At 69.1% G+C, this 11,761-nt stretch carries 14 protein-coding genes; 8 read left to right on the top strand and 6 right to left on the bottom strand.

Features of this window, described 5'->3' with window-relative positions:
- Positions 1-5: 5 nt before the first annotated feature.
- From SACMADRAFT_RS17440 to SACMADRAFT_RS17430, 3 genes are all read right to left on the bottom strand, one after another.
- Positions 6-413, bottom strand: coding sequence for a VOC family protein (locus tag SACMADRAFT_RS17440; RefSeq protein ID WP_009155149.1), 408 nt, complete (start codon positions 411-413; stop codon positions 6-8).
- Positions 414-418: 5 nt separating this feature from the next.
- Complete coding sequence (locus SACMADRAFT_RS17435; protein ID WP_009155148.1) at positions 419-871, bottom strand: helix-turn-helix transcriptional regulator; 453 nt, start codon at positions 869-871, stop codon at positions 419-421.
- A 103-nt stretch (positions 872-974) separates the two neighbouring features.
- Positions 975-1,406: a MarR family winged helix-turn-helix transcriptional regulator gene (locus SACMADRAFT_RS17430; RefSeq protein ID WP_009155147.1), complete on the bottom strand. Its 432-nt coding sequence runs from the start codon at positions 1,404-1,406 to the stop codon at positions 975-977.
- A gap of 403 nt (positions 1,407-1,809) precedes the next feature.
- Here SACMADRAFT_RS17430 and SACMADRAFT_RS17425 point away from each other — a divergent pair, with 403 nt between their 5' ends.
- Positions 1,810-2,373 (top strand): hypothetical protein, encoded by a 564-nt coding sequence (locus SACMADRAFT_RS17425; RefSeq protein WP_009155146.1) that lies wholly within the window; start codon positions 1,810-1,812, stop codon positions 2,371-2,373.
- A gap of 136 nt (positions 2,374-2,509) precedes the next feature.
- Here the strand turns inward: SACMADRAFT_RS17425 and SACMADRAFT_RS31435 are convergent, their stop codons facing one another.
- The 3 genes from SACMADRAFT_RS31435 to SACMADRAFT_RS17410 all read right to left on the bottom strand — a co-directional run bounded on the left by SACMADRAFT_RS31435 (position 2,510) and on the right by SACMADRAFT_RS17410 (position 4,591).
- Positions 2,510-2,983 (bottom strand): class I SAM-dependent methyltransferase, encoded by a 474-nt coding sequence (locus tag SACMADRAFT_RS31435; protein WP_050998148.1) that lies wholly within the window; start codon positions 2,981-2,983, stop codon positions 2,510-2,512.
- 66 nt (positions 2,984-3,049) lie between these two features.
- On the bottom strand, positions 3,050-3,901 hold the full coding sequence (locus SACMADRAFT_RS17415) for an alpha/beta fold hydrolase (protein WP_009155145.1): 852 nt from the start codon (positions 3,899-3,901) through the stop codon (positions 3,050-3,052).
- A gap of 213 nt (positions 3,902-4,114) precedes the next feature.
- Positions 4,115-4,591, bottom strand: coding sequence for a MarR family winged helix-turn-helix transcriptional regulator (locus tag SACMADRAFT_RS17410; protein WP_009155144.1), 477 nt, complete (start codon positions 4,589-4,591; stop codon positions 4,115-4,117).
- 86 nt (positions 4,592-4,677) lie between these two features.
- Here SACMADRAFT_RS17410 and SACMADRAFT_RS17405 point away from each other — a divergent pair, with 86 nt between their 5' ends.
- The 7 genes from SACMADRAFT_RS17405 to SACMADRAFT_RS17375 all read left to right on the top strand — a co-directional run bounded on the left by SACMADRAFT_RS17405 (position 4,678) and on the right by SACMADRAFT_RS17375 (position 11,639).
- A complete protein-coding gene (locus SACMADRAFT_RS17405) occupies positions 4,678-5,235 on the top strand; it encodes a YceI family protein (protein ID WP_009155143.1) in 558 nt (185 codons plus the stop codon).
- A gap of 30 nt (positions 5,236-5,265) precedes the next feature.
- The gene (locus SACMADRAFT_RS17400) at positions 5,266-6,243 is read left to right on the top strand and encodes a ring-cleaving dioxygenase (protein WP_009155142.1); all 978 of its coding nucleotides are present in this window, start codon (positions 5,266-5,268) and stop codon (positions 6,241-6,243) included.
- A gap of 95 nt (positions 6,244-6,338) precedes the next feature.
- Positions 6,339-6,752, top strand: a complete 414-nt coding sequence (locus tag SACMADRAFT_RS17395; protein ID WP_009155141.1) for a nuclear transport factor 2 family protein — start codon at positions 6,339-6,341, stop codon at positions 6,750-6,752.
- Between the two features lie 85 nt (positions 6,753-6,837).
- Positions 6,838-7,947 carry a winged helix DNA-binding domain-containing protein gene (locus SACMADRAFT_RS17390; protein WP_009155140.1) on the top strand — a complete coding sequence of 370 codons (1,110 nt, stop codon included), beginning with the start codon at positions 6,838-6,840 and terminating at the stop codon, positions 7,945-7,947.
- A gap of 157 nt (positions 7,948-8,104) precedes the next feature.
- On the top strand, positions 8,105-8,629 hold the full coding sequence (locus tag SACMADRAFT_RS17385; protein ID WP_009155139.1) for a PadR family transcriptional regulator: 525 nt from the start codon (positions 8,105-8,107) through the stop codon (positions 8,627-8,629).
- Entirely contained in the window at positions 8,626-9,306 is a 681-nt protein-coding gene (locus SACMADRAFT_RS17380; protein ID WP_009155138.1) for an ABC transporter ATP-binding protein, read from the top strand. The genes SACMADRAFT_RS17385 and SACMADRAFT_RS17380 overlap by 4 nt, the downstream gene beginning before the upstream one ends.
- On the top strand, positions 9,303-11,639 hold the full coding sequence (locus SACMADRAFT_RS17375; RefSeq protein WP_009155137.1) for an FtsX-like permease family protein: 2,337 nt from the start codon (positions 9,303-9,305) through the stop codon (positions 11,637-11,639). Before SACMADRAFT_RS17380 ends, SACMADRAFT_RS17375 begins: the two co-directional genes overlap by 4 nt.
- The last annotated feature ends 122 nt before the right edge of the window (positions 11,640-11,761 follow it).

Genomic DNA, 11,761 nt, shown 5'->3' with positions numbered 1-11,761 from the left:
GGCGTTCAGCTCAGTTCGTTGATGCGGACCATGTTGCCCGAGGGGTCGCGGAAGGCGCAGTCGCGCACTCCGTACGGCTGGTCGGTCGGCTCCTGCACGACCTCGGCGCCGCTGGCCTGTAGCCGGTCGAACACCGCGTCGAGATTCTTGGTGGCCAGCGCGATCGCGCCGTAGGTGCCCTTGGCCATCATCTCCGTGATGACGCGTCGCTCCTCGTCGGTGACACCGGGGTCCGCGGCGGGCGGGTGCAGCACGATGGCCGTCGCCTGGCCCGGGGGCCCCACCGTGATCCAGCGCATCCCCTGGTACCCGACGTCGTTGCGTACCTCGAAACCGAGCGTGTCGCGGTAGAACCCCAGTGCGGCGTCCGGGTTGTCATGTGGCAGGAAGGCGTAGTGAATGCTGATGTCCATGCCGGTCACGCTAGTTGTGGCCGGTTGAGCGGCGCTTCTTGATTCCTGACCGGTCGCGTGACCTGTTTGGTGACGCACGACGGCACGCCTGCCATGTCGTTCGCCGCGCCGCGCCGGTAGGTGCTGGGCGGCACGCCGACCAGTTCGGTGAAGCGGGTGCTGAAGGTGCCCAGCGAGGAGCAACCGACCTCGAAGCAGACCTCGGTGACGCTGAGGTCGCCGCGACGCAGCAGCGCCATCGCCCGCTCGATGCGCCGGGTCATGAGGTAGGAGTAGGGCGACTCGCCGTAGGCCTGTCGGAACTGGCGGCTGAGGTGTCCCGCCGACATGTTGACGCCGCGGGCGAGTGCCTCGACGTCCAGCGGCCGCGCGTACTCCCGGTCGATGCGGTCGCGGACCCGGCGCAACCGCGCCAGGTCGCGCAGGTGCTGCGCTGTGGGGGAGGGTCTGCTGCTCACAGTTCGAGATGCTACGTCCCGGGGACGACATCGCCGCGCATATTCGCTGATCCGATCCGGCCGCGAGATGTGGTCGCGCGGGTCCGGCCGCCGGTGGCGCCCTTCAGCCATTGACGTTGGCACGCAGCCGGTCGAGCAGGAGCTCCAGTTGCGTGACGTCGTCGCGGTCGAGCCCCGTGCGTAACCTGCGGTCGAAGGTGACCGCGGCCTCGCGCATGCGGTGAAACGCCCTTTCACCCTGTTCGGTGAGCTCGACGAGATGGACCCTGCGGTTGGCGGGGTCCCGTCGGCGGGTCACGAGCCCGTCGCTCTCCATGCTGTTGAGGTGTTGGGTCAGGGTGGCACCCTGGATGCCGACGGCGGCGGCGAGTTCGCGTTGACTGGCCAGCGGCCGAGTCTTCAGCGACATCAGCACCAACCAGCTGGGGCGTGAACCGCCCGCTGCGGCGAGCGCTTCGTCGAAGGCCTGACTGACTGCCTTGGCGGTGTTGGCGAGCCTGAGTCCGAGCGGTGGCCCAGCCGGTGGAGGCGGCATGGCAGGAGCGTATCAGGAACAATTCGGCGACTAACTGATTGACGCCTAATCATTCGTAACCTAACGTTGTCTCCGAGGTCCGGATCCGCCGGTATCCAGGTTGGCGGCGTCAGTTGGCTGCCGGTAGTACCGGGCTTTCCGCGGTTCACCGTGGGTCACGGTGAACGTTCGGTTCGCGTTCCGGCGACCGCCGACAGCGCAGGAGCGGGGAAAGTGCGTATCAGTTTCAACAGCAGCGACGACTCGCGGCGGCAGGACCAGCTGCGTTCGGCGCCCAACTCGGACGGTCGGCTCGCGCCGTCGAGTGGGTGGGCAGGCACGTGGTGGGCGTCAGTGCCGAGCCCTGGACGGAGGGCACCGTCGACACGCCGGGCGTCGCCCCGGTCGCGTTGAGGAGGCAACCGTGAACGTCCGAGGCAAACTTCGCGAGCGCAACGGCGCATCGCCCGGTCGGCGCGATGCCGGGCGACGCGGGTGGCGGCTGGGACGTCGGTCGCGCAAAGGTGTGCTGGTCGTGCACATCGTCTCGGCCGGAGCATGGATCGGTATCGACGTGGTGTTGGCGATCTTGGTCTTCACCGCGCTGGTCACCGACGACGTTGACACAGCCACGTCCTCCTACCGGGTGCTGACGTTCACTGTCTGGCCACTGTTCCTCGCCGGCCTGGTCTGTCTGGCAAGCGGCGTGACATTGGGACTGGGTACCAAGTACGGCCTGGTCCGCTACTGGTGGGTGGCCGTGAAGCTGGTCATCAACGTCGTCTTCGTGGCGCTGGTTCCACTGGCGTTGCGGCCGCCTGTGCTGGAAGCGGCGGAGTACGGTCGCGACCTCACGGCTGGCCAGCCGACCTTCCCGGTCACCGAGTTGCTGTTTCCGCCGATCGTCTCACTGTCAGGCTTGCTCGTCGCAGTCGTCCTGGCCGTCTACAAGCCGTGGGGGAGACTCCGTGCAGGCGGCCGCTCCTGAGTCCGCTCGCCGATCGGCGCTGCGGCGGCGGTGGCGAGTAGTGATGAGCCAGGCTCGGGAGTCGAAGTACACACCGTCACCGCAGTCGTGCGCCGCCAGTGCGGCGCGGAGTCGGCCGCCTACCTGATCAGCCGAATCAGATGCCATTGTGGACAATGGTTCTGCCGGTAACCGCAGCACGTTGTGGTAGGCGGTGCCGCGGTAAGTGCCGTAGTAGACAGGCTCGTGCCGCTCGGTGAAGTTGTTTTCCGCGAAGCCCGCTGCCGCCAGGAAGTCTTTCGTGGTGTCCGGATCGGCGAGCGAACGGGGTCCGGCCCGCGGCGGAACCGGGCGATGCGGCGGTACCGGCGAATGCCCGGCCGATTTCCTTGGACCACTCGTTTCGCTCGCGGCTCTGCCAGACCAGCACAACCAGGCGTGCCGCGGGGCGCAGCGCACGCGCGATGTTGCTGAACGAAGCGACCGGGTCGGTGAAGAACATCGTGCCGAACCGGCTGATACAGCTGTCGAAGTGGCCGGGTGTGAACCGGTGGGCCTGGGCGTCGGCTCGAAGGTAGCTGACGTTGCGCAGGTTCTCGGCGGCACCGAGCCGACGGGCGTGGTCGAGCATCCGCGCGCAGCCGCTCGTTGTGCCGCCGCAACTCGGCGTCGTAGTCGAAGATCTCGCCGGTCCCGGTCATCGCCGGTCACCTCCGGTGTGCCGGACCAGCGCCGGGACGAACTCGTCCCACAGCGGCCTCGGCACGTCGTGCCCCGCGCCCTGCAGTACCAGCAGTTTCGCGCCCGCGACCGCGTCGCGCAGCGCCTCGCCGTGCGGCAGCGGAAGCACCGGGTCCAGGTCTCCGTGCACCACCAGCGTCGGCGCGGTGACGTCGGCGAAACCCCCGTGCTTCGGCGCCTCGTGGTTGATGGCGTAGTGGTTGGTCAGCGTGGCCGCGATATCGCACGCACGCGCCAGGTCTCGTTCGACGAGTGCACGCGTGGCACGCTCGTCGAAGTGGGGTGAACCGCCCGAGCACGCCTTGGCGGAAGCGACAACGAAGTCCACCACCGCGGCGGCATCGTCGAAATCCGGTTCGGTGTTCGGAGTCAACCCGCCCGCCGGTGGTGGCAGGCCGGGTTGGCCGGTAGAGGTGCTCACGAACGTGAGCGAGGCGACCCGGTCGGGGTGGTCCACCCCGGCGATGAGCCCGATGCCGCCGAACATCGACTGGCAAACGAGGTGTCCGCACTGCACACCGAACGCGGAGAGAATGCCCAGCGCGTCGCAGGTCAGGTCGGTGAGCGTGTAGCCGGGCCGCCCGGGCGGGTAGCTGGTGGACCTACCGGTGTCGCGGTGGTCGTAGCGGATCACGAAGCGTTCGCGCGAAGCGATCCGTTCGCACAGCTCGGCCTCCCACCACAGCATCGAGGCCGAGGCGCCCGCCACCAGCAGCACGGCCGGGTTGTCGGGTCGGCCGAAGGTTTCGACGCACAACTCGACGCCGTTGAGGTCGAGCAACTTCTCGCCGCTGCGGGGCACGGTCATGAGTCCACGCTAGAGGCGGTAGCGACATGTCGAGAAGCGATGCATTCGATCGAGGCGATCGGTTTTCGCGCGGCAGGAAGTGACGGTGCAGGTCGTCGTGGAGGAACCAGGTATGCGGTAGCAGTGCCGAGGTCGGCCCGATGCCAGCGCCACTTGACAGGCTCGCCGCCCTGCTCGGACGGCCGCTCGACACCCGTGACCGAACTGACCTGCTCAGCCAGGGGTGGACTCCTCGCCGTCCGACCGATTCAACCGGCCGAGCACGCGTTCGCTGATCCCGGCCAGCGTCGCGACCTCGGCTTTGCTGAGGTGGTCGAAGACGAGGTCGCGGACGGCCTCGACGTGGGCGGGTGCGGCCTGTTCGATGGCATGCCTGCCCTTGTCCGTGAGGAGGACGAACGCGCCTCGGGCGTCCTCGGGGCAGTCCTGCCTGCTGACGAGCCCGCGCTTTTGCATCCGGGCCAGGTGGTGGGACAGCCTGCTCCTTTCCCACTGCAGTGCCTCGGCCAGTTCACCGACGCGCATGCGCGGCACCGCGCGGTCGGTGAGCTGGACGAGTACGTCGAAGTCGGCCAGCGAGAGGCCGGAGTCGGTTTGCAGCCGACGGTGCAGGCGGGCGGTGAGTTTGGCGTTCATGTCCAGGTAGCGCCGCCAGGCACGTTGCTCCTCGTCGGTGAGCCATCTCGTCACATCCGCCAGTCTAACGGAATAGTTGACACGTCATACATGTTGAGGACACCATAAGCGTGATACGTCAACTACCTGGAGGCAGTCAGATGACCACCGCGACCGACTACCGGACCCTCACCGGCGACTACGTGATCGACCCGGCCCACAGCCGCTTCGGCTTCGTGGCCCGACACGCCATGGTCACCAAGGTGCGCGGCGCGTTCAACGAGTTCGAGGGCAGCGCCCGGTTGGACGGCGAGAACCCCGCCAACTCCTCGGCCGAACTCACCATCAAGGCGGCCAGCATCGACACGCGCAACGCCGACCGGGACGAACACCTGCGCAGCAACGACTTCCTGGCCATGGCCGAGCACCCGGAGATCACGTTCCGCTCCACCGAGATCATTCGGACGGGCGAGGACGCCTTCGACGTCGCCGGTGAGCTGACCGTCAAAGGCGTGACCCGCCCGGTGACCATCCCGCTCAGCTTCGAGGGACAGGCCGTGGACCCGTTCGGCAACAGCCGCATCGGTTTCGAGGGCTCCACGACCATCAACCGCAAGGATTTCGGTGTGACCTGGAACGCCGCGCTGGAGACCGGTGGCGTACTCGTCAGCGACAAGGTCGTACTCGAGTTCGAGATCTCGGCCGTCAAGCAGAGCTGACCTGCCCCGCCGCTCTTCGAGGAGGAATCCATGACGCTGGCGACCAGCGGTTTGCACCATGTCACGGCGATCGCGGGCGACCCACAGGCGAACGCGGACTTCTACCTGCGCACGCTGGGGCTTCGCCTGGTCAAGACCACCGTGAACTTCGACGCGCCCGACATCTACCACCTCTACTACGGCGACGAGCAGGGGCGGCCCGGCACGCTGCTGACGTTCTTCCCGTTCGGCACCGTGGCGCCCGGCAGGCGCGGAGTTGGCCAGGCCACCACCACGGCGTTCTCGGTGCCCGCGGCGTCGATCGGCTGGTGGCGGCAACATCTGCGCCAACTCGGCGTCGACGTCAGCGAGGTCGCCGAGCGCGACGGTGAGGCGGCGCTGACCTTCCACGATCCCGACGGGCTCGAACTGGCGCTGGTGGCCCACCCGCAGGGCGACCCGCGGGCGGCGTGGGACAACGGGCTCGTTCCTGCCGAACACGGCATCCGCGGCCTGCATTCGGTGACGCTGTCCACCGCGGACGAGGAGGGCACCGTGGCGATGATGGCGGAGCTGGGCCTGCACGCCGAGAGCAGCCAGGGAAACCGGCTGCGGTTCGCCGCGGGCTCGGGCGAGCCGGGCGCGCTCGTGGACGTGCTGGTGGACCGTACGGCACGGCGCGGGTTGGTGGCCGGTGGCACCGTCCACCACGTCGCGTGGCGGGCGCCCGACGAACCGACACAGCTTCGCTGGCGCGACGAACTCGTCGAGCGTGGCGCGAAGGTCACCTCCGTGCTGGACCGGCAGTACTTCCGCTCCATCTACTTCCGCGAGCCCGGCGGCACGCTGCTGGAGATCGCCACCGACCAGCCCGGATTCGCCGTCGACGAGCCGCTGCTCGAGCTGGGCAGGGCGCTGAAGCTGCCGCCGTGGCTGGAACCAAGCCGGGAACAGCTCGAGGCGACCCTTCCCAAGCTGTCGCTACCCAGCGAGAACAACCCCGAACTCGGTCGGCGGGCGAACGTCTGACCGCAACGCCGACTCGGTCACGGCCTGCAGGCCCGCTACCGTTGACGTGGGACAACGCCCGCCTCCGCAGGCTGTGGCAAGGAGGGAGGTCACACGTGGACGAGTCGACCACCCGCTCTCCCCGTGAGGTTTTCGAAGATCATCTGCGGCTCGCGCAACAACGTGACTTCGAGCAGGACATCGCGCGGAACTTCGCGCCGGACTGCGTGGCGCTGACCGGGCGCGGCGTGTTCCACGGACACGAGGGGCTGCGCAGGCTGGCGCGGATGCTGGCCGAAGAACTGCCCACCGGCCGCTGGACCTACCGTGTCCAGCTGGTCGAGGGCAACATCGCCTACCTGGAGTGGTCCGCCGATTCGGGTGACGCGGTGGTGGACGACGGAGCGGACTCCTTCTTCATCGCCGACGGGCGCGTGGTGGCTCAGACGATCCACTACACCGTTCGGTCACCGGCAGGTGAGGTGCTGATCGGCCCGGACGGCACCCGTCCCGGCGATGAGCCGCGGTGACCCTCGCCGCCGAGGCGGCAGGGTGTGAGCTGCGGGCGGTTCGGCTGCCGAGTGGTTGTCGGTGCCGGGACCTATCGTTTCGGCCATGAACCGACAACTGTCCACGCGGCGGTTGCGGGCGTCGCGGCTGGCGGCGCAATTGCTCACCGGCAAGGCGCCTGGCGATCCGGTGGCCGCGGTGACCAGGGTCGTTGCCCTGCAGGCACAAGCGCCGGGACCGGCCAGGCTCGCGATACGGCCGAGGACGCGCGCAGTGACCGCCGATGCGGTGGACCGCGCGTGCGCGGACGGCAGGCTCGTGCGCACCTGGGCGATGCGCGGCACGCTCCACCTGCTCGCCGCGCAGGACGTGCGCTGGGTGGTCGGGCTGCTGGGCCCGGTGTTCGCGAAGGCCGGGCGGCGAAGGCGCGAGCAGCTCGGCCTCGACGACGCCAGCTGCGAGCGGGCGTTCGCCGCGCTGCAGCGCGTCCTGCGCGGCGGCGAGCCGTTGGTGCGGGCGGACATCGTGGCCCGGCTGCGCGACCACGGGGTGGCAATCGATCCGAAGACGCAAGCGCCGCCGCACCTGCTCGCCTACGCCGCGAACACCGGGCTGATCTGTCGCGGCCCCGACACCGAGGGGGCGGAGCCCACCTACGTGCTCATGGACGACCACGTGCCGCCGGTGCGGCCGATGGCGCGGGAGGAGGCGCTCGCCGAGTTGGCGCGCCGCTATCTCGCCGGCCACGGCCCCGCCTGCGCCGCCGACTTCCGTGCGTGGTCGGGCCTGTCGTCGGGTGAGGCGAAGCAGGCGTTCGCGGCCATCGCGGAGGAGACGGCAACCGTGACCGCGGCGGGAGAGCCGATGGTGGCCCTGGTCGACGCCGACCTGGACCCGCCCGGCGACGAGCGGAACCCGGTCCGGTTGCTCGGGCACTTCGATCCGTTCCTGCTCGGCTACCGGGACCGAAGGCTGGCCCTCGACTCCGCGCACGCGAAGGATGTGCAGGCCGGTGGCGGATTCGTCCGGCCGACCGTTGTGGTGGCCGGACGGGTGATGGGCACCTGGTCACTGCGGCGGGCGGGGAAGAAGGCACAGGCGGTGGTCACCCCGTTCTCCACGCTGCCCCGAGGCAGCCGCGAAGGTCTGCAGGCGCAGGCGGCGGATCTGGCCCGCTATCTGGGCCACCCAGTCGCGCTGGCGGTCGCAGGCTGACCGGCGCCGGCCTCCGCATAAGGTCGAGCGCGCGACCCCGATACCCGAGCCGATCGCCACGTCCTCGCACTTCAGCAGCGTATTCCGGGCGTCTATACACGCGATACATACTCGCCGTGTATAGTTCGGCCCACAGGCGCTGACCGAAGGGAAAACGATGTCGGTATCACGAACACTGCTGGCTCTGCTCGAGCCGGGACCACGCCACGGGTACGACCTGAAACGGGCATACGACGGGCACTTCGCGCACGGCAGGCAACTCGCTTACGGCCAGGTGTACTCGACGCTGTCGCGGCTGCTGCGCAACGGCCTCGTCGAGGAGGCGGGCGTCGAACACGGCGCGGGACCGGACCGCAAGCGCTACACGATCACCGACGCCGGGGTCACCGACGTCGCGCAATGGTTGGCCACACCGGAGGATCCGGAGCCGTACCTGCAGAACACGCTTTACACCAAGGTCGTGTTGGCGCTGCTGTCCGGGCGCAGCGCGCAGGACATTCTGGACACACAGCGCGCCGCCCACCTCAGGGAAATGCGCGAGCTGACCAAACGCAAGAAGGACGGCGACCTCGCCGACCAGCTCATCTGCGACCATGCCCTGTTCCACCTCGAGGCGGACCTGCGGTGGCTCGAACTGACCGCCGCGCGCCTCGACCAGCTCGCCAGGGAGGTGCGCTCGTGAGCGAGGTGCTGCTGCGAGCCTCGCAGCTGCACAAGACGTTCGGCCCTACCGCGGCGTTGCGGGGAGCGGGCGTTTCCGTGCACACGGGCGAGGTGTTGGCCGTGATGGGGCCCTCCGGTTCGGGAAAGTCCACGCTGTTGCACTGCCTCGCGGGCATCGTCGCGCCCGACAGCGGCACGATCACCTACGACGGCAGGGACATGGTCGCCATGAGCGATGCCGAACGCAGTGCGCTGCGTCGTACGGAGTTCGGCTTCGTATTCCAGTTCGGACAGCTGGTTCCCGAGCTGACCTGCCTTGAGAACGTGGCGTTGCCGCTGCGGCTTTCCGGCACGAAACGCAAATCCGCCGAAGCCGCAGCGCGCCGGTGGCTGGAACGCCTCGAGGTCGGCGACCTCGGCGAGCGCAGGCCCGGCGATATCTCCGGCGGCCAGGGGCAGCGAGTCGCCGTGGCCAGGGCGCTGGTGACCACGCCGAAGGTGGTGTTCGCCGACGAGCCGACCGGTGCGCTCGACTCGCTCAACGGCGAGCTGGTGATGGGTCTGCTCACCGACGCGGCCCGCGAGACCAACGCGGCCGTCGTGCTGGTGACCCACGAGCCGAGGGTCGCCGCTCACTCCGACAGGGAGATCGTGGTTCGCGACGGCGTGGTCAAAGACCGGGAACTGGTCGCATGATCCGCGATCTGCTGCTGGGGCTTCGGCTGGCCGTCGGGGGCGGCCGGATGTCAGGGCAGGCACTACTGCGGCTCGCGATGACCACGTTCGGCGTCGCCCTCGTGGTGGCGATCCTGCTGCCCGCCGCGTCGGCGAACAGCCTCGCCGACGCGCGAGATGCCCGTGAGGCCGCCCGAGCTCAGCTGACGGAACCTCGGCCCGGCGTCGATCCGCTGTACGAGCGCGGTTGGTACGTCGACGCTGGGGAGGAGGAACTGAGCACCACCGTCGTCGCACCGGGAGGGCCGCGCGCACCGGTGCCGCCGGGCTTGGACCGGCTGCCTCGACCGGGAGAGTTGATGGCATCGCCCGCGGCGGCCGAATTCCTGAACAGCGAGGAGGGCGCGGCCGTCAAGGCGCACCTCGGTGGCCGGATCGTGGGCGAGGTCGGCAAGGCCGGGCTCAACCTGGCCAACGACAAGGTCGTCTTCGTCGGTGCTAAGGCGAGCGAGCTGGCCGACGACCCGAACATGTACCGGGTCTACGGCTTCGGCGTCCCGCCGACCTCGGGGGAACTGGACATGGCGGTCGCGGTGCTGATCGCGCCACTGGCCGTGGTGGTGCTGCTGCCGCTGCTGGTGTTCGTCACCACGGCCTCGCGCATGGGTGCGGCCGAACGGGAACGCAGGCTGGCCGCGTTGCGATTGGTGGGTCTGAGCAGCAAGCAGGTCAGGCGGGTCGCCGCGGGGGAGGCGCTCGTCGGCGCGGTCGCGGGGCTGGCGCTGGGGGCGGGGCTGTTCATCGCGCTGCGCCCGCTCGTCGGTGACGTCGAACTGTTCGGCATGCAGTTCTTCGCCGACGACTTCGTGCCACCGTGGCAGCTCGTCGCCCTGATCGCGCTGCTGGTTCCGGGACTGGCCGTGGGAGCGGCGATCTTCGGGCTGCGTCACACCGTGGTGGAGCCGCTCGGTGTCGTCAGGCGGGGCAAGCAGCGGCAGCGCCGAACGTGGTGGCGTTGGACGATCACCGGCGTCGGTGCGCTCACCATGGCTCTGACGTTCCTGTTCGCACCACACGACAACTCCGAGTTCGTCAGCACCGCGCTCGCGGTGGGCAGTGGACTGGTGCTGATCGGTGTTTCGGCACTGCTGCCGTGGGCGGTGGAACGGCTGGTGTCGCGGCTGCGTGGTGGCCCGGCATCGTGGCAGCTCGCGGTGCGCAGGCTGCAGCTTGAGAGCGGCACGGCGAGCCGCGTGGTTTCGGGACTGGTCGTCGTGCTGGCGGGCTCGATCCTGATCCAGACCGTGGTCGGCTCCGTGGGCACGAACGAAGGCGAGTACTGGGAACCCCGGCAGCCGCCCGCGGCGCAGTTCATGCTCGAACAATCCGGGCGATCCGAGGTCGTGAAGGTGTCGGGGCTGATGCGCGACGATCCGGCGATCAGCGACGTTCGCTTCGTGAGTCGGACCTCGGTTGCTCCCGAAGGCGCGCCGGACAGTGCGATCGGAGCCACGATCGGTGACTGCAAGTCGTTGGCGACCTTGGCTCAGCTGGGGTCCTGCACGGACGGCGACGTGTTCGTCGTCGGCGCCAGGACCGAATCCGGACCGGCGTCCCCACAGCCGGGTCCGGCACGATTCGTGCAGTACCCGGATGGCGCGGACGGACCCGTATACGGCGATCGCTGGTCCATCCCGGACACGGCGAAGCACATTCCCGCGGAGCGGGCGACGCTGGTCAGCTCCGGGACCGTCCTGGCCACGCCCGGTGCGCTCGGTCGAGCCCGGGTTCCGGTTGCGGACCGCGATCGGTTCCTGCTCGTGTGGGGATCCGGTGACGACAACGCGGCCCTGACGGCAGCGACCGAGATCACCGTGGGCGCGGTGAGCCAGCCGAGATGGACGGTCTACATCTCGCCCGACCCGTCGCGGCTGACGTGGCTGTCGGACGCGGACAGCGCGCTGCGGACCATGCGCAGCATCCTGCTCATGGTGTCGCTGTTCGTCCTCGCGGTCGCGGCGCTTTCGCTGCTGCTGCTTTCGATCGAGCAGATCGCCGAGCGCAGGCGCCCACTGGCGGCGCTGTCGGCATCCGGTGTTCCACTTTCGGTACTGGCACGGGGCTCGCTGTGGCAGAACGCGATCCCCGTCGCCGTCGGTGTCGTGCTCGCGGTCGCGGCAGGGCTGGGGATCACGTGGCCCACGCTGCGCTACGCCGGTCTGGAGTTCAGTCTGGATTCGGCCATGATCGGGACCATCTGTGGTGCCGCGGTGGTCGCGGTACTGGCGGCGACGGCGTTGAGTCTGCCGATGCTGCGCCAGGTGACCAAACTGGACGGTCTTCGATCGGAGTGAGCCCGGGCTGGTGCGGTGGCGTCGGGGGCCGCCGCACCAGCCATGTTTTCGCCGTCCAGGCGCGGATTCGCAAGGCGTGCCGGTGGTGTGTGACGCGAGACCCGCAAGGCTGCGCTGACCGA

This window comes from Saccharomonospora marina XMU15, from assembly GCF_000244955.1.
GTDB lineage: Bacteria > Actinomycetota > Actinomycetes > Mycobacteriales > Pseudonocardiaceae > Saccharomonospora_A > Saccharomonospora_A marina.
The sequence above is the reverse complement of the archived record's forward strand: the minus strand, read 5'-3'. Positions and strand labels throughout refer to the sequence as shown.